The organism is Amycolatopsis lexingtonensis, from assembly GCF_014873755.1.
GTDB classification, from domain to species: domain Bacteria; phylum Actinomycetota; class Actinomycetes; order Mycobacteriales; family Pseudonocardiaceae; genus Amycolatopsis; species Amycolatopsis lexingtonensis.
This window is the reverse complement of the sequence record NZ_JADBEG010000001.1, coordinates 1,680,421-1,703,484: the sequence shown is the minus strand read 5'-3', so window position 1 is coordinate 1,703,484 and position 23,064 is coordinate 1,680,421. Positions and strand designations below refer to the sequence as shown.

Here is a 23,064-nt window from a genome sequence, read left to right as displayed (position 1 = left end):
GTGTCGCCGGGTTGGGCCGCCCCTCGCCGCCACCCGGGCGGATGTCCCAGCGCCGGGACCCGCAATCCCCCGAGAATGCTCCCGAAAGGGTCGTCCATGGCTGCCCGAAATCGTTTCCCCCCGTTCCGAGTCGCCGCGCTCGTGGTCGTCGCCGCCGCAATTTCCGGTTCCGGCGGACCCACCGCGGCAGCGACCGCCGCTCCCCCACCGCCCCCACCGCCGCCGGTTCCCCCGGCCGCACTGCTGCCCGCCGAGGCGATCCCCGGGCCACCCGCCCCGCGCGACGCGTTCGACGTCGCCACCGCGCTGTCCACTTTGGACACCAAAGACGACGGCTGTACCGGTGTCGTGCACGGCAGGCTGCTCCGGGGAACCGCCACCGGCCAGGGCTTCCAGACCGCCGTCCCCGGCGGGCAGCTCAGCGAACTGGTCGCGCGCACCCCGCAGCCGCCCGACCTCGGCGCGTGGACCGCGAAGCTCCGCGAGTGCGCGAGCGTCACCGTGACCGACCAGGACCTCCCCACCGTCTCGACGCTCACCACCGGGACCGCGCCCGCCATCCCCGGCGCGGAAACCCTTTCCTACCAGCAGGTCCTGACCCTGCCCGGCCAGCCGGCCGAGCTGCCGGGGCTGCGCCTGCGCACCGTCGCCGTCGCCGCCGGCGACGTCCTGCTCGTGCTCCGCGACGCGGGCGCGACCGACCTCGACCTCGACGCCCTGGCCGTCACCGCGTGGCAGCACGCGGCGCCGCGGCTGGGCCGCTAGCCAAGGAGAAACCCATGTCCGACCAGAACTTCCCGGCAGTGGGCGGCGCCACCCTGACCGCGTGCCTGCACCACTGGGCCGCGACCACCCCCGACGCCCCCGCGCTGACCTTCGCCGACTTCGCCACCGACCGCGACGGACGGCGCCGCACCCTGACCTGGCGGCAGCTGCGCGAACGCGTCGACGCCGTCGCGGGCGCGCTCCCGGTCCGGCCCGGCGACCGCGTGGCCGTGCTCTGCCCGCAGGGCACCGACTACGTCGTGGGTTTCCTCGCCGCGATCACCGCGGGCGCGATCGCGGTGCCGCTGTTCGACCCGGGCCTGCCCGGCCACGCGGGACGGCTCGCCGCGGTGCTCGCCGACTGCGCCCCCTCGGCCGTCGTCACCACCACCTCGGTGCAGCTCGCGGTCGAGGACTTCGTCGGCGGCGTCCCGGTCGTCGCGGCGGACCGCCCCGGCCCGGTGCGCTCGTGGCCCGCGCCCGCCGCGGTCCCGGACGAGATCGCGTACCTGCAGTACACCTCGGGGTCGACCCGCACCCCGGCCGGCGTGGTGCTCACGCACGCGAACGTCCTCGCCAACGTCACCCAAGCCGTGCGCGGCCTCGGCCTGGACCCGGCCGCGTCGACCACCGTCTCGTGGCTGCCGCTGTTCCACGACATGGGGCTCGTGCTCGGCCTGATCACGCCGCTGGCGCTGGGCCTGCGGTCGGTGCTGATGGACCCGCTGGCCTTCATCGAGCGGCCGGTCCGCTGGCTGGAGCTGCTCGGCGACCACGACGGCGCCTGGAGCGCCGCCCCCAACTTCGCGTTCCACTACTGCGCGAGCCGGATCCGCGAGGCCGACCGCGCGCGGCTGCGCCTCGGCCGCGTCACGGCGATCGTGAACGGCGCCGAGCCGATCACCCCGGACGTCCTCGACCGCTTCCACACCACCTTCGCCGCCGCCGGCTACACCCCGGACAAGACGCGCCCGGCGTACGGCCTGGCCGAAGCGACCGTCTTCGTCACCACCGGCCCCGCCGCCGCCCCGCGCGTCACGACGTTCGACCGCGACGCCCTCGCGACCGGCACCTCGCGACCCGCGGACGCCGGGGTCCGGCTGGTCGCCTGCGGGGTCCCGGCCGGGCAGCTCGTCGCGCTCGTCGACCCCGAAACCGCCGTCGCGCTCCCCGACGGCTCGGTGGGCGAGATCTGGGTGCACGGCCCGAACGTCGGCGAAGGGTACTGGCAGAAACCCCTGGACAGCACGGAAACCTTCGGCGCGCGCCTCGCGGGCGACCGCGGCGAGCTGCCCGAGGGGCCGTGGCTGCGCACCGGCGACCTCGGCCTCCGGCACGACGGCGAGCTGTACATCGCCGGCCGGATCAAGGACCTGATCATCGTCGACGGGCGCAACCACTACCCGCAGGACGTCGAAGCGACCGCGGCGTCGGCCGACGCCGCGATCCGCCCCGGCAGCGTCGCGGCCTTCGCGATCGAGGGCGCCGACACCGAAGCCGTCGTCGTGGTCGCGGAGCACCGCGCGCACGCCGACCTGGCCGAAGCCGCGGAACGCGCGCTGGCCACGTCGGTCCGGCGGCTGGTCGCCGACGCGCACGGGCTCGCGCTGCGGGACGTGCTGCTCGTCCCGGCCGGGCGGGTGCCGCGCACGTCCAGCGGCAAGATCGCCCGCGCCGCCTGCCGCGAGCGCTACCTCGCCGGCGACTACGGGAAGGCGCTGGCGCGATGAGAAACCCGGACGCCCTGCGCCGCTGGCTCCTCGACGCCGTCGCCGAGCACACCGGCCTGACCGCCGAGCCCGACCGGCCCCTCGCCGACTACGGCCTGTCCTCCCGCCAGGCCGTCGGGATCGCGGCCGACCTCGAAGACCTGCTCGGTACCCGGCTGCCCGCGACGCTGCTGTGGGAAAGCCCGACCATCGACCACCTCGCCCGCACCCTCGTCGCGGGCGCCGGACCCGAGCCCGCCGCGGCGCCCGCCGACCGGCGCCGCACCGATCCGGTCGCCGTCGTCGGCCTGGGCTGCCGCTTCCCCGGCGCGGACGGCCTCGAGGAGTACTGGGACCTGCTGCGGACCGGGCGGGACGCCGTCCGGACCGCGCCGCCGGGGCGGTGGAGCGCCGACGCGGCACCGGTGGTGGGCGGGTTCCTCGACGACGTCGCCGGGTTCGACGCCGAGCACTTCGGCATCACCCCGCGCGAAGCGGCCACGATGGACCCGCAGCAGCGGATGCTCCTGGAGGTGACGTGGGCGGCGCTGGAGCACGCCGGGATCGCGCCGTCGTCGCTGCGCGGCAGCCGCACCGGCGTGTTCACCGGCATCGCCACCCACGACTACGGCCACCTCACGATGAGCGGCGGCGCCCCGGACCTGTGGACGGCGACCGGCGCGGCGGGCAGCATCGCGGCCAACCGGCTGTCGTACGTCTTCGACCTGCGCGGGCCGAGCGTGGCGGTGGACACGGCGTGCTCGTCTTCGCTGGTGGCGGTGCACCACGCGGTGCGCGCCCTGCGCGACGGCGACGCCGACCTGGCGCTGGCCGCGGGCGTCAACCTGATGCTGCTGCCCGGGCCGACGGCGGCGTTCTCGGCGGCGGGCCTGCTCGCGGCGGACGGCCGCTGCAAGACGTTCTCGGCGGCCGCGGACGGCATCGCCCGCGCCGAAGGCTGCGGCGTGGTGGTGCTCAAGCGCCTCGCGGACGCCGAGGTCGACGGCGACCGCGTGCTGGCGGTGATCCGCGCGTCGGCGGTCAATTCGGACGGCCGTTCCCACGGGCTGGCCGCCCCCAACCCGGCGGCGCAGCAGGCGATGCTCCGGGACGCCTACCGCGGGCTCGATCCGTCCACAGTGGACTACGTGGAGGCGCACGGGACGGGCACGCTGCTCGGCGACCCGATCGAGGCCCGGGCGCTCGGTGCGGTGCTGGGAGCCGGGCGCGACGCGCGGTCGCCGCTGCTGATCGGGTCGGTGAAGACGAACATCGCGCACGCCGAGGCCGCGGCGGGGATCGCGGGGGTGATCAAGGTGGTGCTGGCGCTGGTGCACGGCGAGGTGCCGCCGCAGCTGCACTTCGCCGCGCCGAACCCGCACATCGCGTTCGAGGAGCTGGGGTTGCGGGTGGTGCGCGAGGCGACGCCGTGGCCGCGGCGTGGCGGGCGCGCGGTCGCGGGGGTGTCGGCTTTCGGGTTCGGCGGGACGAATGCCCACGTCGTGCTGGAGGAGGCAGCGGCACCGGCTGAAACGCGCCAAGGCGAGAGCGCCGGTATCCGGATCGGGCTGCTGTCCGCCCGCACCCCGGACCGGCTCCGCGAGCGGGCCACCCAGCTCGCCGGCTGGCTCGGCACCCCCGCTGGCCAACGCGCGCACCTCGCCGATGTCACCCACACGCTGTTCCGGCGGGACGACGCCGGTCCGCACCGGGCCGCCGTCGTCGCCGGGGACCTCGGCGAACTCGCCGCGCTGCTGCGCGCGGTCGGCGCCGGGGCCGATCCGCTGCCCGCGGGGGCCGCCACCGGGCGCGCCGCCGGCGGGGAAGGGCCGGTGTTCGTCTTCTCCGGGCACGGTTCCCAGTGGACCGGGATGGGCCGCGGCCTCCTCGCGGCCGAACCGGCGTTCGCCGCCCAGGTCGACAAGCTCGGGGATCCCTTCGCCGAGCACACCGGGCGGTCGCTGCGCGCCTTGCTGACCTCCCGCGAACCCTTCTCCCTGCCCGAAACGCAGCTGGCGATCTTCGGGACGCAGGTCGCCCTGGCCGCCCGGTGGGAGGCGCTCGGGGTGCGGCCGGCCGCCGTCGTGGGGCATTCGCTCGGGTCCGCGGCCGCGGCCGTGGTGAGCGGGGTGCTGAGCGCCGACGAGGCCGTCCACCTGGTCGCGACCCGGGCGCGGCTGCTCGGCACCGTCGACGCCGGCGGGGCGATGGCCGCGGTCGAGCTGACCCCGGACGAGGTCGAGGCCCGCCCCGGCGTCGAACTCGCCGTCGATGCCGCGCCCGGACAGGTGACGGTAACCGGGGACGCAGCCGTGATCGACCGGCTGGTCGCGGAGCTGACGGCGGCCGGGCGGACCGCGAGGCGGCTGCCGGTGGACGTCGCCGGGCACTCGCGCGGGGTCGAGCACGTCCTGCCCGAGCTGCGCGACGCGCTCGCCGAGCTGGGCGGGCGGCGGCCGCTCGTGCCGTGGTACGACACGGTCCTCCCCGACCCGCGCGAGCTGCCGGACTTCGACGCCGGGTACTGGGCCGCGCACCTGCGCCGCCCCGTGCGGTTCCGGCAGGCCGTCACCGCGGCCGCCGCCGACGGGCACCGCGTGTTCGTCGAGGTGTCCCCGCACCCGATCCTGCGGGGGTCGCTGGCCCGGACGCTCGGCGCGGACGCGGTGGTGACCGGCACCCTGCGCCGCGGCCAGGACGAGGTCCGCGCGTTCGGCGCGGCCGCGGCGGAGCTGTACTGCGCGGGCACCCGGATCACCCTCTCCGCGCCGGACGACAGCGCCCGGCTGACCGACGTGCCCCCGATGCCCTGGCGCCACGTGCGCCACTGGTACACCGACGAATCCGCCCCGGCCGCGGAGACCCCGCCGCCCGCCGAGCCGGAGGCCGCGCCGCCCGGTGGCGACCGGCTCACCGCGATCGTCGCCGCGATCATGGGACTCGCCCCCGACCGCCTCGACGCCGACGTCCCGCTCGTCGAACTCGGGCTCGACTCCCTGATGGCGAACCGGATCCGGGAAGCCGTCCGGCGGGAGCTCGGCGCCGACCCGGATCCCGCCGCCTTCCTCCGCGGGGCCACCCTCGCCGACCTCAACCGCGATCTCGCGCCCCGCGACGACGACCCGCCCCGGCCGGCCCGCGGCCGCGCCTGGGACGCCGCCGACCGGCTCGTGCTCCGGCTGTGGCGCGAGCACACCGGCGCCGAAGCGGGCGGCACGCACCTCCGGCTGACCGGCGCCGCCCGGCCGGAGCAGCTCGCGCGCCTGCTCGCCGACGGCCTCACGACCGAACTCGACACCCCCGTCGACCCCGCCGAGCTGCTGAAGCACGACACCCTCGCCGCCATCGCCGAGGTCGCGCGGGCCATCCTCGACACGCGAGGAGAACGCCTCCTGAAACCGGGCGACGCCGGGACCGCGCCGCTCCTGCTGTTCCACCCCGGCGGCAGCACGTGCACCGTCTACCGCCCGCTGCTGGACCGGCTGCCCGCGGGCGTGCCGTGTGCCGGGTTCGAACGGGTGCCGGGGGCCAGCATCGAAGAACGCGTCGAACGGCTGCTCCCGCTGGTCCGCGCGCGCCGGCCGCACGGGCCCTACCGGCTCGCCGGGTGGTCGTTCGGCGGGGCGCTGGCCTACGGCGTCGCCGCGCGGCTCGCCGACGAGGGCGAACCGGTCGAGCTCGTCGCGCTGATCGACACCATGCTGCCGCTGCCGGAACCGGACCTCGACCCGCGCGCGTCGTCCGCGCGGCGGTTCCTGCGGTTCACCGGGTACGTCGAAGGCACGTACGGCCGTGCCGTCCGGCTCGGGCACGACGAACTTGCGCCGCTGCCCGAAGAAGAGCAGATCGAGCTCACCATGCGGCGCGTGGCCGAAGCCGGGTTGCTCAGCCCCGGCGTGCTGCGGCACCAGCGTCAGTCCTTTTTGGACACCCTGGCGGCCGAACGCGGGACCCCGCGCCGCTACGACGGCCGCGTCGTGCTGTACCGGGCGACCGAGCCGTACGCCGCCGGGCTCGCGATGGAACCGCGGTATTCGCGCACGGACCTCGCGGCGGGGTGGGCGGAGCTGTGCCCGCGGCTGGAGATCGTCCCGGTCGGCGCGCACCACCTTTCGGTGATCGACCCGCCGCACGTCGACGTCGTCGCCCGGCACCTGGCGGGCCTGCTGTGGCCGTGACGCGCGCCTGGGCGCTGCCGGCCGTGCTCGGGGCCGGGTTGTTCCTGGTGGCGGTGGACGCGACCGTGCTGCACGTGGCACTGCCCGACCTCGTCCGGCAGCTGCGGCCGGGCGCCGCCGCGCAGGTGTGGATCGTCGCGATCTACCCGCTCACCGCGGCGCCACTGCTGCTCCCGTTCGGCACGCTCGGCGACCGCTACGGACGGCGGCGCGTGCTCGTCACCGGCTACGCCGTGTTCGGCCTGGCTTCAGTGGCCTGCGCGGCCGCGCCGAACGTCCCGGCACTGCTCGCCGCGCGGGCGGTCCTCGGCTGCGGCGGTGCGATGATCATGCCCACGACGATGTCGCTGCTGCGGGAGCTCTTCCCGGAGCAGCGGCAACGGCGGACGGCGATCGCGGTCTGCAGCGGCATCGCCGGGACCGGCTCGGTGTTCGGACCGGTCCTCGGCGGGGTGCTCGTCGAGGCGTGGGGCTGGCGGTCGACGTTCCTGGTCAACCCGCCGGTGATCCTCGCCGCCGGCTTCGCGGCCCTGCGGTGGCTGCCGCGGTCGCCGCCCGGGCGGGGACCGTGGGACGCGCTCAGCGCGCTGCTCGCGGCCGGGGGCGTGCTCGGGATCGCCTTCGCGGCCGGGCCGTCGGGGGGCGGCTTCGCGGCCGGGGCGGCGGGGTGCGTCCTGCTCGGGCTCTTCGTGCGCCGCCAGCGCCGGGCGGCGGTCCCGCTGCTGGACTTGACGTTGTTCCGGCGGCCGGGCGTGCCGGGTGCGGTCGGCGGGGTACTGCTGGTGATGAGCACGCTGGTGGGTCTCGGCCTGCTGCTGGCCCAGTACCTCCAGGTGGTGCTCGGCCTGTCCCCGACGGCCGCGGCGGCCCGGCTGCTCCTGGTGCTCGCGGCGTCCGCGGCCGGCAGCGTCGGGGCGCCCGCGCTGCTCACCCGCTTCGGCAACGCGCGGGTCCGCACGGCGGGGTTCGCGGTGACGGCGGTGGCGTTGCTGGCCCCGGCGGCCGGAGCGCTGACGTCCCCGTGGTGGCTGGTGGCGTCCGGGTTCGGGATGGCGCTGTCGCTGACGTCGAGCACGGACACGCTGCTCACGGCGGCCCCGGCCGAGCGGGCGGGCGGCGCGGCCGCGGTCGAGAAGACGGGCTACGAACTCGGCGCCGGCGTCGGGACGACGTTGTTCGGTTCCCTCGCCGCGGCGGTGTACGCGGCACGGCTGGTGGTGCCACCGGGGGTGCCGGAGGCGGCCGCGCGGCTGGCGTCGGCGGGCCCGGCCCAGGCTGAGGTGGCTTCGCGGGGGCTGGCGGCGGCGGACGAGCTGCTCGCGGCGGCCCGCGCGGCCTGCACCGCCGGGGTGCGGGTGGCGGCCGGTGTCGCGTGTGGACTGTTCGTGCTCGCGACGGCGGCGTCCGTGCTGAGCCGTAGCCGTAAAGCGGCATTGGAGGCGTCACGGCGGGCGGTATAGGGCGTTATACGCTCACTCGAACCACTCGCCGCCGCCTGAGCGCACCGCGACCGGGCGGGACTCGGGGATCGGGAGCGAGCCCTGGCTCGGCGGCCACAGGGTCACCGCCGGGACCTCGCGCAGCCGGGCGCGCAGGGTCTGCAGCGGCAGCGGACGGCGGCGGGTCAGCAACGTCGTCGTGCGCGGGTGCAGGTCCACGAACGGGTAGGTCGCGTGCAGGGCCGCCAGGCGGCGCTCCAGCCGGCGGCCGCGTTCGGTCAGCTCGGCCGGGTGCACCGCGGGCTGGACGACCAGGAACTCCCCCGGCCCGAGCCGCACCGCGCGGTCGAGGGGGCGCAGGCCGTCGCGCAGGAGGTCGGCGATGTTCTGCTCGGTGTGCATGCGGACGCGGGTGCCGTGCCGCCGCTCGACCGCCACCGGGTCGTCCACCGCGACGAAGACCAGGCCCAGCGGGACCGTGTCGGTCGCGTCGCCGAGCCACGACTGGATGCCCGCCAACGTGTCGAGACCCGTGTCCGGGTCGACGGCCGGACCGGACGCCGGGCGCGGCCGCACGCGCGCCTTGTCCAGCTTGGCCGCCACGTGCCGCAGCGCGGCCTCGGCGCGGCTTTCGACGTCGAGTGCCGGCGGCGTCTCGACCGAGGCCAGGACTTCGCCGACCTTGCGCCGGACCGCCGGCGGCAGGCGGTCGCCCATCGCGTCGCGGAGGCGGACCACTTCGGCGTACGCCTCGTCGCGGCGCAAGCCCCAGCGGCCGCGGAACAGGCGGGCGGCCTCGACCGCGGACGCCTGCGGGTCGATCTCGTCGAGGTCCTGCGCGACGACCGACGCGCCGAACGTCGGCGACAGCACGGCCACCGACCACTCGCGCGCCATCGGCTCGTCCGGGCGCAGCAGCACCGGGGTGACGCCGTGCGGCAGGTCGGGGCGGCCGGAGTCGACCATGCCGACCACGGTGACCGCGGCCCGCCGCGCGATCCGCGCGTACACCTCCCGCTCGCGTTCGAAGTACGGGAGCCGCTGGAACAGCGCGAACACGACCGTGTCGTCGCCCGCGCCTTCGGCCAGTGCTGCGCGCTCCACCGCGTGGGACGCCGTCACGAGGGCGCGCTTGGACAGCACGCCGGCGCGCGGATCTGCGTCGGGCATCGGGGGATCGCCTTCGCCGGGGAAAGGGAGACAACAACCGTAAGAGCGCCCGCCCCACCCGGCTAGTCACACAATGGTGCGAACTCAGAAGTGGTCGCGCTCCGCTTCCCGGGCGACGACCTCGGCCCGGTCCGCGAGCCGCTCGAGGCCGCTCAACGGCTGCCGCATGCGGTGATTTCCCTTCAGCCGCCCGGCGTTCCGGTCGAGGAACGCCCAGTAGCCCGCGGTGAACGGGCACGCGTCCGGCCCGGTCCGTTTCTTCGGGTCGAACACGCAGCCGGGGCAGTGATCACTCATCCGGTTGATGTAGGCACCTCCGGCGGCGTACGGCTTGGTCCCGACGACCCCGCCGTCGGCGTACTGGCTCATGCCGATCACGTTGGCCGGCATCACCCAGGGAAACCCGTCGACGAACGCCGTCGCGAACCAGCGGTTCAGCTCGGCGGGGTCGTAGCCGCGCTGCAGCGCGTGGTTGCCCAGCACCATCAGGCGCTCGATGTGGTGGGCGTAGCCGCGGTCGCGGACGCCGGCGAGCGCGGTGCGCAGGCAGGCCGCTTCGACGGCGTCGGCGTCCAGCGACCACCACCACTCCGGCAGCTTCCGCCGGGCCTGCAAAGCGTTGCGGCGCAGGTACTCCGGCCCGTGGTGCCAGTACAGGTGCCACACCCATTCGCGCCAGCCCAGCACCTGCCGGACGAACCCCTCGACGCTGCTCAGCGGCGCGTCGCCGGCCCGGTACCGCTCCTCGGCCCGCCGGACGACGTCGCGCGGGTCGAGCAGCCCGAGGTTCAGCGGGACGGACAGCAGCGCGTGCGCCATCGCCCAGTCGTGGGTCAGCATCGCGTCCTGGTGCGGCCCGAACACGGGCAGGCGGTGGTCGAGGAACCGCTTGAGCGCACGCTGGGCTTCGTCGTGCCCGACGGCGAACCGCCGCGGCCCGTCCACGCCGACCGGGTGGATCTCCCCCGCGCGCTCGGCCGCGTCGAGCTCGGCGCGGACGCGGTCGTCGATTTCGTTCTCCCGCGGGTGCCACGGCGCCGGGACGTCGAGGCGGGTGGTCTTCGGCGGCGGCCGCCGGTTGTCGTGGTCGTAGTTCCACTGCCCGCCTGCGGGCTCGCCGTCCGCTTCGAGCAGCACGCCGAACTTCCGGCGCTGGTCGCGGTAGAAGTCCTCCATGACGAACCGGGTGCGCCCATCGGCCCAGGTCGCGAAGTCCGCTTTGGACAGCACGAACCCCGGCGTCGGCAGGATCTCCGTCACCACGCCTTCGCCGTGCAGCCGCCGGACGAAGGCGTCGGCCGCGTGCGACGTCGGTTCGTGCACCACCACCGGCCGGCCGAACCGGCGCAGGCCGGTGCGGTAGTCGGGCGCGTCGAGCAGCGTGACGCGGTCGCCGAGGTCGGCGGCGAGCCGGTGCAGCGCGGCCTGGACCAGGTGCAGTTTCTGGCGGTGGAAGGGTTTCGCGGCGAAGGCCGCGGCCGAGCGGATCACCAGGACGTCCCGGTGCCGGTGCTCGGGCGTGCCGTGGAAGTGCGGCCCGAGCTGGTCGGCGAACAGCCACAGCGCGGGCTCGTCTCGCATGCGGGAACGCTAACCCGCTTCCGGCGGCTCCGCAGCGTACGCGCGGAGCACTTTCGTGGTGTCGCCCAGGAACCGCGCGACGACCTCGGCGTGCTCCGGTGCCAGCCCGTCCGTCAACCGGGTGATCGCGGCGACGAGCGGGGCGAGCGCGACCCGGACCTCGTCGCGGGCGGCTTCGCTGAGGGTGAGCGTGACCCGGCGGCCGTCGCTGGGGTGCGGGCCGCGGCGGACGTGCCCGGCCGCTTCGAGGCGGTCGACCAGCACGGTGGCCGACGCCGAGCGGATCTTCAGCGCGTGCGCGAGGTCGACCGTGCCCATCGGCGTGCCGAAGGCGAGGTGCTGCAGCGCCTGCACGTCGGTGGCGCCCAGCCCGAGCCGCCGGGCCAGCGCCGCCTGGACGTCGTGCGCCAGGGAGAGCAATTCGCGCAGGGCGAAGTTCACCCGCAGGGCGACCGGACCGTCTTCCACCAGGCCATTCTAAGTTAGCTAGACAATCTAGCGAGTTTTGCTACCGTGGACCTCGTGGACGTCCGAGCGATGAACGCCGAAATGACCGCGAAGCTGATCGGGGCCCCGGCCGAGCCGCCCCCTGAAGGCGGGTACGCGCTACGTGTCGTCGAGACCCGCGGCCGCAGCTCCGGCGCGCCGCGGCGGGTACCGCTGGCCGTGGTCGCGACGGACGGCGGCCACTACCTCGTCTCACCGGTCCGCGACCGCGACTGGGTGGTGAACCTTCTCGCCGCACCGGAGTGCGCGCTGCTGGCGGCCGGCGAGCGAGCCGAACGCCGGGCCGAACCGGTCGCCGGCGACGAAGCCGCGCGAGTCGTCGCCACCTACCTGGCCGCGATGTCCGTGCCGTGGGCGATCAAGGCGTTCCCGGTCCCCCAGGACGCGAGCCACGAGCGGATCCTCGAGCACGTGCCGGGGATGGCGGTGTTCCGGTTGTCCACAGTGGACCCGGCATGAGCGTCGCCATCGCCGGCGGCGGCCCCGGCGGGCTGCTGCTCGGCTACCTGCTCGCCCGCGCCGGGATCGACGTCACCGTGCTGGAAGCCCGCTCGGACTTCGACCGCGACTTCCGCGGCGACTCGCTGCACCCCTACACGCTCGAACTGCTCGACCGGCTCGGCCTCGCCGGGGACCTGCTGGAACTCGACCACTTCAAGGCGCGCTCGTTCCGCTTCCACACCCCGGCCGGCGGCTACAGCTGCGCCGACTACGACCGCCTACGCACGCCGTTCGGCTACGTCGCGCTGATGCCGCAGGTGCGGTTCCTCGACTTCCTCGCCGAGCGCGCGAACGCACTGCCGACGTTCCGCCTGCGCACGAACGCCAAGGTCACCGGCCTGCTCGAAGCGGACGGCGCGGTGACCGGGGTCCGCTTCCGGGGCGGTGAGCTGGAGACGTCCCTCGTCATCGGCGCGGACGGCCGGTTCTCGACCGTCCGGCGCCTGGCCGGGCTCGAAGCGCGTCCGCTCGGCGCCACCACCGACCTGCTCTGGTTCCGGCTCCCCCGCTCCCCCGGCGACCCGCCCGACGCGGACCTCGACCTCTACTTCGGGCGCGACGCCTACGTCGGCGTCCTCGGCGGCGTCCGCGACTGGCAGGTGGGCTACAGCATCGAGAAGGGCGCGTACCCGGCGCTGCGTGAGCGCGGGGTCGAGCCGATCCGCGCCTTCGTGCGCGAGCGCGTGCCGTGGCTGGCCGACCGGGCTCACCTCCTGACCGACTTCTCGCAGACGACGCTGCTGTCGGTGGACATCTCCCGCGTCGAGCGCTGGCACCGGCCGGGCCTGCTGCTGCTCGGCGACGCCGCGCACGTCATCTCGCCGGTCGGCGGCAACGGCATCCTGATGGCCGTGCAGGACGCCGTCGCCGCCACGAACCGCCTGGTGCCCGCGCTGCGCCGCGGCGACGTCACCGACGAGGACCTCGCGGCCGTGCAGGCCGACCGGATCCGCGCCATCGAGCGGGTGCAGGCCGACCAGGTGCGCGTGGAGAAGCGGGCCGCCGCGGCCCGGGCCCGCGGGCGCGGCACCGCGCCGCCGGCCCTGCTCAAGCTGCTGTTCGCGATCCCGGCGCTGCGCACCCGCGGGGCCCGAGGCAACGCCTACGGCCCGTTCCCGCCTCAGCTGGACGAGTCCCTCTTCGCGTCGTAGTTCGTCCAGCCGCCCTGGCCTTCGGCGGCCTCGACGTCGGCGTCGGAGGTCGCCGCGTGGGTCATCGCGGCGATCGTCTCCTCGAGGCCCCGCTGGACTTCGCCGCCTTCGGCCTCGCGGACGCTGTGCAGCGTCACGGTGATCTCCGAGGACGCCGGGCCGGCTTCGGCGATCCGCAGTTCGCCGTGGTAGTCGTCGGGGCCTTCGGCACCCCACTTGAGCGACCGGGTGCCCTCGTCGGTGTGCAGCCAGGCCTCGCTCGCGACGCGTTCGCCGTGCACTTCGGCCTCGACGTGCACCGTGTCGCCGCCGCGCGGCTGCGCCACCTTCATCTCCGGGAAGTAGCGGGGCAGGTTCTCCGGGTGGCTCAGGAACGCGAACAGCTCGTCGGCGGGGATGTCGGCGGTCGCGGTGTGGCGGTACTCGGTCATCGGCTCACCTTTCGTCGGAACCCCGGTTACCCCGGAAGCCGTGCATTAAAAGGACCCAGGCGGGGAACCCGGGAGACATGACCGCCACCGAACCCGGGACCCGGCGGGGCCCCGCCCCCGTGCAGGGCATGGGCATGCTGATCGGTTTGCTGTTCCTCGTGCTCGCCGCGCTGGAGCTGATGTCTGGTGTCGCGGACGGCGGCGGCCCCCGCGAGCTGTTCGGGCTCTTCGCGGTGTCCGGGCCGTGGGCGCTCACGCACCTGCTGACCGGCGCAGCGGCGGTGTTCTGCTCGCGCTCGGAGCGGCTGGCCGCCCGGTTCCTGGTCGCCGCCGGCGCCGTCTACACCGCGGCCGGCCTGGCCGGGCTGCTCCCGCTGCCCGACGCGGTCTCCGAGGTGCTGCCGATGAACAACGCCGGCGTCTGCCTGGCCCTCGGCCTCGGCACGGCCATGCTCATCCTGGGAGCGGGCTGGCTGCAGCGCGGGCCGGGACCGCGCCGCTGAAGTCGTCGTCCGGCCCGGGGAACCGCGTCAGCACCGCGGTCACCAGCACTGCGAGTCCGAAGAGGACATAGCCGTTGCCGGTGAGCTGCTGCACGAAGTTCCAGTGCCGCTCCACCTCGCCGCCGCGCGGCCACCACCACTGCGGTCCCGCCACGAACAGCAGCACCCCGGTGCCGGCCAGGACCGCGAACCCGCGGCGCCGCGTGCGGCGGGCCAGCTCGGCCCAGCCGGCCAGCACGACCACGGCCCACACCCAGTGGTGCGTCCAGGAGATCGGCGACACCAGCAGCCCGCCGACGGCGGTGAGGCCGAGCGCGAGCACCGGCTCCCCCGCCGCCAGCGCCCGCCGGACGCCCAGCGCCGTCAGCACCAGCACCACCGCCACCAGCGGCAGCCACCACGCCGTCCGCGCCCCGGGCGGCACCCCCAGCCGCGCGAGCAGCCCGAGCAGCGACTGATCGCCGGCGTAGGTCGGCTCACCGACGCGGCCGGTGTCCCACAGCGCCCCGGTCCAGTACCGCACCGAGTCCGCGCCGGCCAGCAGGAAGCCCAGCGCCGTCGCGCCCGCGAACGTGACGGCGGCGGTCACCGCGGCCCGGGTGTCGCGGCGGAGCAGCAGGTAGAGCAGGAACACCGCCGGGGTCAGCTTGATCGCGGCGGCGAGGCCGATCAGCAGGCCGCGCGGCCACTTCGGCACGGCCACGAGGACGTCGAGGGCGACGAGCGCGAGCAGCAGCAGGTCGATCTGGCCCGCGTACAGCGTCCGCAGGACCGGCTCCAGCGCCTCGGCGACGAGCAGGAACACGGCCACCCGCCACCAGTCGCACCGCGCCCCGAGCGCGCGCAGCAGGGCCCGGAGGACCAGGGCCAGCACCCCGAGCGTCAGCAGGGTGAGGGCGAGGCAGGCGGCCCAGTACGGCAGGACCGCGAACGGGGCCAGCACGACCGCCGCGAACGGCGGGTAGGTGAACAGCAGGAGCTGGCCGTCGCCGGTCGGCGGCAGCGTGCCGTAGAGGTCGTGGCCGTGCAGCAGCGCGGCCGAGCCGAGCCGGTAGACGTCCAGGTCGACGCGGTAGGCCGGGAACCGCCACCGGCCGTCGTTGTACGAGACCAGCAGCGCCACCAGCACGAGTACCTGCACGCCGGCCAGTAGATGTCTCCCCCGCATCCCACGCATTCTGTCGGGTCGCCGCGGGTGCGCCATCCGGGTATCCCCCGGACCCGACCCGGGGAAAACCGGTTGCCCGCCGTGCCACCCTGGGCGGATGGGGACTCCGGAGGGCTTCGCGCACCACGCCGGCGAGGGCGGCACGGTGACGATCACGCACCACGGCCGTCCCGCGGGCACCCTCCGCGGGGCCGCGGCGGCCCGGTTCCTGGCCGCGATCGCGCGGGGCGACGACCCGCAGCAGCTCATGGCCCGGGTGACCGGCAACTACAAGCACGGCAACGAACGGCGCGCCCGCGAGCACCCGCGCAACCGCGGGCGGTGAGTTTCTCGGCCGTTCGGGGCAAGCGCCGCGACTGGATGGGTTAGCATCTGCCCCCGTGCCGAGCTCGCCAAAAATTCACGCCAATCCCAACGTCGGTTTCGCGTGGCTGAGGATGATCGGCGCGATCACCGTGATCGTCGACCACAGCATGCCGCTGCTGCACCCGCAGCGGCTGACGATCTTCCCCGCGTCCTGGCACATGTCACCGGGGTACATCGCGCTGATGGGGTTCTTCGCGATGAGCGGCTACCAGATCCAGGACAGCTGGGCGCGCGACCCGTCGTGGTGGCGCTTCTCCGCGCGGCGGCTGCTGCGGATCATGCCGCCGCTGGTCGTGGTGCTGCTGGTGACCGTGTTCGTGATCGGCCCGCTGGTCACGACGTGGCCCGCGCACGACTACTGGACGCACATCCAGACGTGGCGCTACCTGGTCGGCACCACCGTGCTCTTCTACATGCAGCACGACCTGCCGGGCGTGTTCGCGAACAACCCGTACCCCTTCTCGGTCAACGGCGCGATCTGGACTCTGCCGATGGAGCTGCTCGGCTACGCGCTCGTCCTCGTCGTGGGCGTGGTCGTGCTGATCGGCCTGCCGCGGCTGGTCCTGTTCCTCGTCCTCGGCGGCATGGTCTACACCGACACGATGCTGCACGCGACGTTCGAGCAGCACGGTCTCGGCGGTTCGCTGCTGGTCGTCCCGATCGGCTCGACGGTGTCGTTCCTGGTGCCGTTCGTGATCGGGATGGTGCTGCACGCCTACCGCGACCGGATCCCGCTCAAGCCGTGGGTCGCGCTCGTGCTGTTCGGTGCCTACCTGGCGCTGAGCCAGACGCCCGCGAGCCGGTACCTGCTGGCGCTCAGCGCGGCGTACGGGGCGATCACCCTGGCCATGCACTGGCCGCGGAAGCTGGAGGCCGCCGGGCCGTGGGTCTACGGCAGCTACGGCACCTACATCTGGGGCTTCCCGATCCAGCAGCTGTTCATCCTCGCCGGGGTGCGGCAGGTGTGGCTGCTGATCCTGCTGGCCGTGCCGTCGGCGTACCTCGTCGGGCAGCTGTCGTGGAACTACGTCGAGAAGCCGACGCAACGCCTGCGCCGGCACCTGAAGGCCCCGGCCCCGGTCCGGCGGCCGGTACCCGCGCCACCCCAGGTACCCGCCACGGCGGCGGCGCCCCTGCGGAGATCTTGAGGTCGTTCGCCCGGGTGGGCATGCTGGCGCCGTGACCTACGACGTTTCCACGATCCGCAAGCACTTCCCCGCCCTCGCCGACGGTGCCGCCCACTTCGACGGCCCCGGCGGTTCACAGGTGCCCGACGTCGTCGGCGAGGCGGTCGCCGGAACGCTCTGCGCCGCGATCGCCAACCGCGGCACCGTCACCGCGGCCGAGCGCCGGGCGAGCGCGGTCGTCGCCGAGGCCCGGCAGGCCGCGGCCGACCTGCTCGCCGCCGACCCGGCCGGCGTCGTCTTCGGCCGCAGCATGACCCAGCTGACCTACGACTTCTCCCGCACGCTGGCCAAGAACTGGGGCGCCGGCGACGAAGTCGTCGTCACCCGCCTCGACCACGACGCCAACATCCGCCCGTGGGTCCAGGCCGCGGAGGCAGCCGGCGCGACCGTGCGCTGGGCCGACTTCGACCCCGCGACCGGCGAACTCGACCCGGCGGCGATCACGTCCCTGCTGTCGGACCGGACGCGGCTGGTCGCGGTCACGGCGGCGTCGAACCTGCTCGGCACCCGCCCGGACCTCCCGGCGATCGCGGCGGCGGTGCACGACGCCGGCGCGCTGCTCTACGTCGACGGCGTCCACCTGACCCCGCACGCGGCGGTCGACGTCACCGCGCTCGGCGCCGACTTCTACGCCTGCTCGCCGTACAAGTTCCTCGGCCCGCACCTGGGCCTGGTCGCGGCGGCACCCGCACTGCTCGAGACGCTGAACCCGGACAAGCTGCTGCCCTCGACCGACGCCGTCCCGGAACGCTTCGAGCTGGGCACGCTGCCGTACGAACTCCTCGCGGGCACGACGGCGGCCATCGACTTCCTCGCCGGGCTCGTGCCGGGCACGGGTTCCCGCCGTTCGCGGCTCCTCGCGTCGCTGACGGAGTTGGAGGAGCACGAAACCGCGCTGCTCGCCCGCCTCGACGCGGGCCTGGACGCGCTCGGGTTCGTCACCCGGTACGGCGCACCCGGACGCCACCGCACCCCGACGACCTTGTTCTCGGTCGCCGGGGTGCGGTCTCAGGCGGTGTACGAGCACCTCGGCGCACAGGGGGTCAACGCCCCGGCCAGCAGCTTCTACGCGATCGAGTGCTCGCGGCACCTCGGACTGGGTGACACCGGCGCGGTCCGGGCCGGCATCGCGCCCTACACCACGGAGGGCGACGTCGACCGGCTGCTCGCCGGGCTGGCGTCGCTCCCCCGCTGACGGTTACTTCGGGTCCTGATCCAGCTGGGTGGCCTTCACCGCGTTGCCGACCTGGGTGCAGTCGTCGGTGGTGATGCCGGCCGTGCCCGCCTTGGCGAGGGCCGCGCACGAGGAGTTCAGCGCGTCGCCGACGTCCTTGAAGGTCGCGCTCTGGGTGAGCGTGTTCTCGACGCCCCACCAGATCTGGACGGACTTGTCGAGGCCGAGGCCGCGGACGGTCTGGCCGTTGAAGGTGTCGCCGTCGGTGATCAGGTAGTCGGCCTTGTTCACGACGCCGTCGTTGATGTGCTCGTCCGGGTTGTTCGTGTCCCAGCCCGGGCCGTTGACCATGTCCGGCTGCGGGGTCAGCGACGAGCGCGGGTCCTTCATGTTCCGGATCGCGCCGAGCGACGAGCCCGCGCCGAGCAGCCAGCGGTTGTCGCCGGTGTCGTTGGGGTCGTTCGACGTGATGCCGATGAACTTGCCGAAGACGTCCGACAGGCCCTCGTTGATCGAGTCGGCCTGGCCGCCGCTCAGCCCGGAGGTGTGCTGGGTGACGCCGTGGGTCAGCTCGTGGCCGGTGATGTCGTCGGTGGTGACGCCCTCGCCGAAGGCCATCTGCTCGCCGTCCCAGAAGGCGTTGGCGAACGGGCACTCGCCGTCGACGCAGATCCGGACGGTGCCGCGCAGCGCCTTGCCGGTGCCGTCGGAGTAGTCCGCGCCGATCAGGCTCGTCAGGTCGACGTTGACGTACTTCTGGTAGAAGTCCGACGCCTGCCCGAAGAACGTGTAGACGTTGTTGACGTCGGCGACGCTGGACTCGGCGCCGCCCTCCTTGCGGGTGACGTCGAAGGCGGTGCCGCAGCGGACCGACGCGGTGCTGCCGCTGACCACCTTGTGGTCGGCGTCGCAGACGTCGCGGTTGGCCTCGCGGACCTCCGACCACGACGTGACGACGTCCCGCGTGCCGGCCTTGACGACCTCGGTCCACTTGTCGTTCAGCTTCTTGCCGTGCACGGTGACCTGGTAGGTCGGCACCGCGACGCCGTCGCCCTTCGCGCCGCCGAGCGTGGCGTCGTACCAGTAGGCGCGGGGCGCGTCGGCCTTGAGCGTGTCGGCGGCCAGGCCGGTGCGCTTGGCGACGTCCGCGATGGCGGCGTCCGCGGCCCCCGCGTCGCTCGCCGGGAAGGCGCCCGCGGTCTTCTTCGTGGTGCGGCCGTGCGTGGCGAGCACCGCGCCCGCCTTGTCGCGGACCTGGACCAGCTGGCCGCCGAACACCGGCACGCCCCCGATCTCCTGCTGCGACCGCAGCACGCTGCCGAACGGCATCGCGAGGGGGTTCAGCGCGTGCATCGACGGCTGGGCGATGGTCGCGTAGGCGGGCGAACCCGTCGTGAGCAGCGACACCGCGACGACGGCCGCGCTCACCGCCGCCGTCCCTGCGATGACCCGTTTGCGTGACACCCGGTACACCTCCGTGGAAGCTTGATCACCTGACGTGAAGTCCGTGCAGGTTCACATGCCCCGAAGGGGTCGCACACCGGTCGAAAGTAGGTAACTCACCAAGTCTGGTCGGGTTTCCGGTGGTTAATCACCGACAATTCGGACGTCGATCATCAAGCGGGCGGGTCCGTGAATGCCACATTCACGGACACTTGGTCCCTCGATGTGGCATTCACGGACTTGGGCGAGCACCGCGATCAGGGAGCGGGCGGGGCGACCACCCGGAGCTGGAGCATCGCGGCGAACCGGGCCTCAGGATCCGTCATGTCGAACCCGCCCACCTCCGCGAGCCGCCGCAAGCGGTACCGGAACGTGTTGGGGTGCACGTGGACCGCCGCCGACGCCGCGATCACGTCGCCGAACGCGTCGAGCCAGGCCCGGAGCGTCTCGACCAGGTGGGCGTGGTGCTGCTCGTCGTACTCGATCAGCCGCGCGACCGGCCCGGTCGGGCGATCTCCCCGCACGGCCACCAGGTCCTGCAGCTCCAGCAGCAGCGCCTCGACGTGGACATCGGCCAGCGACGCCACCCGCCGCCCCGCACCACTCCCCGACCGCAGCACCCGCAGGGTGCGATCCGCGCTGGCACGGGCTTCCGGAAGCTCCGCCGCGCTGCGGGCCACCGGGCCGATGCCGACCACCGCCCGGACGCGGTCGCCCACCCGATCGAGGAAGTCCTTCGCGATCCGGAGGGCGCGCCGCTCGCCGTCGGCGTCGCGGGTCACCGGGACCAGGCCGTACGCCGTGTCGCCGACGAGGGCCGCCGCGCAGCGGGGGTGGACCGCGCTCAGGTGCATCGCCAGGCCGTCGGCCAGGCGCTGGCGCTCGGTCGCGATTTCCGCGTCCTCGGCGCCGTTCTCCAATACTGCCAGAGCCAGCACGACGACCGGCTGGTCGGCCAGCCCCAGCCGGCTCAGTGCTTCGCGGGCGGCGGCCCCGCCCTCGAGCGCCGTGCTCAGCAGGTCCGCGCGCAGCCGCCGTTCGACGTCGGCGCCCGCCCGGACGCGCAGCAGGTGCAGCGCCACCAGGCGGGCCGCGTCGCAGAGGGCCTGGGTGCGGTCGGGGGTCAGCGGCTCGCGCACCGCGGCCCAGATCGAGCCGAGGATCTCGTCGCCCGCCCGGACCGCGACCGCCACCCGCGGGATGGTGAACCCGTCCATGCTGTCCGGCGGCCGGCTGACGAACACCGGCTGGTCGCTGCGGTAGAGCTCGCGGAACACCCCGCGGTCGGCCAGCATCCGCGAGAACCGCTCGGGCACCTGCCGCCCCAGGATGGTCTCCACCCGCGACGCGTCGGCTTCGTCCTGGTGGCCGGAGAACGCGAGCACGCGCGAGCGCCGGTCCTCGATGGTGACCGGCGCGTCGATCAGCGCCCCGATCGCGTTGGCCACCGCGAACAGGTCGCCCGACGGCAGCCCGGCCAGGGTCTCCGGTTCGGCGTCGCCGACGTCGCCCTCGGCCAGCAGGGACCGCAGCATCGCCGCGAGCTGGGCCCAGGAGGCGCCGCGGGCCAGGCCCAGCAGCGCGACGCCGGTTTCCTCGACGGCGGCGGTGATCGCCGTGGTGACCGTGACCGGGGCGCGCAGCACGAGCCCGGCCGCGTCGTGGCGCGCCAGTGTGCGCAGCTGCCGCACGACTTCGGCGGGCTTGGCCAGCCCGACCCCGAGCACCAGGGCGTGCTGCGGCAGCGCGGGTTCGTCGAGCGGGTCGTGGATGGCGACGCCGCCGATGCCGCCCGGGCGGTCGCCGTCGCCTAGCACGAGGTCCAAGAGGGTGCCGCCGAGGTCGTCGAGGACGCGGCCGAGGCTGGCGTGCGGGCGCAGGTTCACCGAAACGAGCACCTCCCGAAGCTAGGCGGGACGAGTCCAGCCTAGTTCGTCGGAGGGCACGAAATCAGCACCCGACTTCGTCGGGCAGCACTAACTCGCGGTCTGGCGGCGCCGCGCCGCGTCGCCGGCCGCCGCGGCCGCGTAGAGCCACGCGAACGCGGCCCACATCCCGGCGAAGATCAGCCCGACCACGACGTAGGCGACCGTCCACAGCACGAGCGGGGTGTCGGTCTTGCGTTCGCGCTGCAGGAACGAGATCTCCGAGACGAAGTCGCGCTTCCCGGACTCGGCCGTGATGACCTTCGCGCCGGCCGCGGGATCGGCGGGCGCGTAGATCGGCGCGAGCGCCATCAGCCGGTTGGCGACGTGCAGCCGGATCCCCGCCTTCCACTGCCCGAACACCGGCAGCGGCTCGGCCGTGCGGTAGACGCCGGGACCGAGCTTCTCGAGCGGCGCGGAGTAGAAGTCGCCGCCCTGCCAGGCGAACCCGGTGAGCCAGACGGCGTCGTCGGCGAGGTCGGGCCGGCTGATCGTCACGGTGGCGTCCACCCAGCGGGGCGTGCCGCCGCCGTGCGGGTTGGAGATCTCCTGGCCCGCGGCGGCTTCGGTCAGCCGGACGTCGGCGGCGAGCCCGGCCGGCGGGGCGAGCGGCGCCGCGACCGCCGCCATCAGCGCGACGACCCCGAGCGCGCCCACGAGACCGGCGGCGTGCCGGGCCCCGAAGGCGCGCGGCAGGCGGGTGCCCGCGGCGACGTCCTCGATCCGCTGGTACTGCCACGCGCCGATCAGCGCGCCGCCGACGCTCGCGGCCGCGCCGAAGGCGAGGAAGAGGCCGAGGTCCGCGGCGGGCCACGGGTCCGGCATCAGCCACTGCGAGAACGCCCACTCGCCGAGCAGGCCGAGGGTGCCGCTCGCCAGGCCGGCCACGACCGGGAACAGCGGCCCGCGCACGAGCAGCGCGACGACCTCGATCACGACCGCTTCGGCGGCGTACGGCAGCAGCGAAGCGACGTGCAGGTCCGCCACCAGCGGGATGATCGAGAAGACCGCGCGGGAAACCAGCAGAACGGCGACGACGATCAGCGCGCCGCCCGGCCCCCACGAGAGCCGGCCGCAGACGAGCGTCCAGCTGCCGATCAGCCCGACGAGCACCACCTGGGCGAGCATCGGGAACTGCGGCACGCCGAGGTCGAACTCCATCAGGAACGCCGACGCGCCCATCATCCAGGCGCCGGCCAGCACCGGCCCGAGCAGCCGGACGAACGGGCCGGTGGCGCCGGCCTGGCGGGCTTCGGCCAGCAGCAGCTGCAGGCCGATCACCACGCCGACGCCGCCGCCGATCATCAGCACGTGCGTGGGGCCCCACTCGGTGACGTCCTGGCCGAAGAGCCGGTGCCAGACGTCGTCGAGCGGGAAGCCGGCAATGCCGACCAGGCCGGTCAGCATCATCTGCACGCTGCCCATCGGCACCCGCCAGTGCGGGCCGAGCTTGAAGGTGCGCTTCGGCAGCTTCCCCTTGGCCAGCGCGGCGCTGAGCACGCCGCTGGCGAAGATGCCCATCAGCCCGAAGTAGATCGGGTAGTGCGACGGGTTCGCGAGCGGGCCTTCGTCGCGGCCGAGCTCCATGTGGATCGGGACGTCCCAGTAGACGCCGATCAGCGCGGACATGCCGGAGAGGAAGGCGACGAACATCGGCAGCGCGGCCCAGCGCGGCAACCCGGACAGCTCGCCCGACCAGTCGGCGAGGCGGCCCACGAGCGTCCGTTTGCCGGCCCGCGTGCGCAGGACGAAGATCGCCAGCGGGATGAAGACCAGCAGGAACATCAGCAGCGCGACGACGATCTGGCCGAACTGGGCGCCCCCGGCCGGGGGACTGTTCTCCTGCGCCAGCAGCATCGCGTGCGC

General features: G+C 74.5%; 18 protein-coding genes. 10 read left to right on the top strand and 8 right to left on the bottom strand.

Annotated features, from left to right (window positions below; genetic code table 11):
* Positions 1-96 precede the first annotated feature (96 nt).
* The 4 genes from H4696_RS08100 to H4696_RS08085 are packed head-to-tail and all read left to right on the top strand — an operon-like array spanning position 97 to position 8,112.
* The gene (locus H4696_RS08100) at positions 97-765 is read left to right on the top strand and encodes a hypothetical protein (RefSeq protein WP_192782156.1); all 669 of its coding nucleotides are present in this window, start codon (positions 97-99) and stop codon (positions 763-765) included.
* Between the two features lie 14 nt (positions 766-779).
* Positions 780-2,495, top strand: a complete 1,716-nt coding sequence (locus H4696_RS08095; protein ID WP_192782155.1) for a fatty acyl-AMP ligase — start codon at positions 780-782, stop codon at positions 2,493-2,495.
* Positions 2,492-6,652: a type I polyketide synthase gene (locus H4696_RS08090; protein ID WP_086864923.1), complete on the top strand. Its 4,161-nt coding sequence runs from the start codon at positions 2,492-2,494 to the stop codon at positions 6,650-6,652. The genes H4696_RS08095 and H4696_RS08090 overlap by 4 nt, the downstream gene beginning before the upstream one ends.
* Positions 6,643-8,112, top strand: a complete 1,470-nt coding sequence (locus H4696_RS08085; RefSeq protein WP_192782154.1) for an MFS transporter — start codon at positions 6,643-6,645, stop codon at positions 8,110-8,112. Before H4696_RS08090 ends, H4696_RS08085 begins: the two co-directional genes overlap by 10 nt.
* Before the next feature lie 12 nt (positions 8,113-8,124).
* Here H4696_RS08085 and H4696_RS08080 read toward each other — a convergent pair whose 3' ends face one another.
* The 3 genes from H4696_RS08080 to H4696_RS08070 form a co-directional block, all read right to left on the bottom strand.
* Positions 8,125-9,261: a DICT sensory domain-containing protein gene (locus H4696_RS08080; protein WP_086865488.1), complete on the bottom strand. Its 1,137-nt coding sequence runs from the start codon at positions 9,259-9,261 to the stop codon at positions 8,125-8,127.
* Positions 9,262-9,345: 84 nt separating this feature from the next.
* Positions 9,346-10,842: a cryptochrome/photolyase family protein gene (locus H4696_RS08075; protein WP_086865489.1), complete on the bottom strand. Its 1,497-nt coding sequence runs from the start codon at positions 10,840-10,842 to the stop codon at positions 9,346-9,348.
* 9 nt (positions 10,843-10,851) lie between these two features.
* Positions 10,852-11,310 carry a MarR family winged helix-turn-helix transcriptional regulator gene (locus H4696_RS08070; RefSeq protein WP_086865490.1) on the bottom strand — a complete coding sequence of 153 codons (459 nt, stop codon included), beginning with the start codon at positions 11,308-11,310 and terminating at the stop codon, positions 10,852-10,854.
* A 54-nt stretch (positions 11,311-11,364) separates the two neighbouring features.
* On the opposite strand from H4696_RS08070, the gene H4696_RS08065 reads away from it, so the two are divergent.
* Together H4696_RS08065 and H4696_RS08060 are read left to right on the top strand one after the other, a co-directional pair.
* Positions 11,365-11,808, top strand: coding sequence for a nitroreductase family deazaflavin-dependent oxidoreductase (locus tag H4696_RS08065; protein WP_086865496.1), 444 nt, complete (start codon positions 11,365-11,367; stop codon positions 11,806-11,808).
* The gene (locus H4696_RS08060) at positions 11,805-13,001 is read left to right on the top strand and encodes an FAD-dependent oxidoreductase (protein WP_086865491.1); all 1,197 of its coding nucleotides are present in this window, start codon (positions 11,805-11,807) and stop codon (positions 12,999-13,001) included. Before H4696_RS08065 ends, H4696_RS08060 begins: the two co-directional genes overlap by 4 nt.
* Here H4696_RS08060 and H4696_RS08055 read toward each other — a convergent pair.
* The gene (locus H4696_RS08055; protein ID WP_086865492.1) at positions 12,971-13,432 is read right to left on the bottom strand and encodes an SRPBCC family protein; all 462 of its coding nucleotides are present in this window, start codon (positions 13,430-13,432) and stop codon (positions 12,971-12,973) included. The genes H4696_RS08060 and H4696_RS08055 overlap by 31 nt on opposite strands.
* 77 nt (positions 13,433-13,509) lie before the next feature.
* Here H4696_RS08055 and H4696_RS08050 point away from each other — a divergent pair, with 77 nt between their 5' ends.
* Positions 13,510-13,935: a DUF4383 domain-containing protein gene (locus tag H4696_RS08050; RefSeq protein WP_225955625.1), complete on the top strand. Its 426-nt coding sequence runs from the start codon at positions 13,510-13,512 to the stop codon at positions 13,933-13,935.
* On the opposite strand, the gene H4696_RS08045 is transcribed toward H4696_RS08050, so the two are convergent.
* Entirely contained in the window at positions 13,886-15,103 is a 1,218-nt protein-coding gene (locus H4696_RS08045; RefSeq protein WP_225955624.1) for a glycosyltransferase 87 family protein, read from the bottom strand. The two genes, H4696_RS08050 and H4696_RS08045, sit on opposite strands and share 50 nt — an antisense overlap.
* 97 nt (positions 15,104-15,200) lie before the next feature.
* Between H4696_RS08045 and H4696_RS08040 the strand changes: the two genes are divergently transcribed.
* From H4696_RS08040 to H4696_RS08030, 3 genes are read left to right on the top strand one after another with little or no spacing between them, the layout of a single operon-like run.
* The gene (locus H4696_RS08040) at positions 15,201-15,428 is read left to right on the top strand and encodes a hypothetical protein (RefSeq protein WP_086865494.1); all 228 of its coding nucleotides are present in this window, start codon (positions 15,201-15,203) and stop codon (positions 15,426-15,428) included.
* A 55-nt stretch (positions 15,429-15,483) separates the two neighbouring features.
* Positions 15,484-16,617, top strand: a complete 1,134-nt coding sequence (locus tag H4696_RS08035; RefSeq protein WP_276328968.1) for an acyltransferase family protein — start codon at positions 15,484-15,486, stop codon at positions 16,615-16,617.
* Between the two features lie 31 nt (positions 16,618-16,648).
* Positions 16,649-17,851 carry a cysteine desulfurase-like protein gene (locus H4696_RS08030; protein WP_192782153.1) on the top strand — a complete coding sequence of 401 codons (1,203 nt, stop codon included), beginning with the start codon at positions 16,649-16,651 and terminating at the stop codon, positions 17,849-17,851.
* Between the two features lie 3 nt (positions 17,852-17,854).
* On the opposite strand, the gene H4696_RS08025 is transcribed toward H4696_RS08030, so the two are convergent.
* From H4696_RS08025 to H4696_RS08015, 3 genes are all read right to left on the bottom strand, one after another.
* On the bottom strand, positions 17,855-19,294 hold the full coding sequence (locus tag H4696_RS08025; RefSeq protein WP_143264911.1) for a M4 family metallopeptidase: 1,440 nt from the start codon (positions 19,292-19,294) through the stop codon (positions 17,855-17,857).
* Between the two features lie 236 nt (positions 19,295-19,530).
* Positions 19,531-21,171 carry a PucR family transcriptional regulator gene (locus tag H4696_RS08020; RefSeq protein WP_249026826.1) on the bottom strand — a complete coding sequence of 547 codons (1,641 nt, stop codon included), beginning with the start codon at positions 21,169-21,171 and terminating at the stop codon, positions 19,531-19,533.
* 78 nt (positions 21,172-21,249) lie between these two features.
* Positions 21,250-23,055, bottom strand: a complete 1,806-nt coding sequence (locus H4696_RS08015; RefSeq protein ID WP_086856154.1) for a hypothetical protein — start codon at positions 23,053-23,055, stop codon at positions 21,250-21,252.
* Positions 23,056-23,064: the final 9 nt, after the last annotated feature.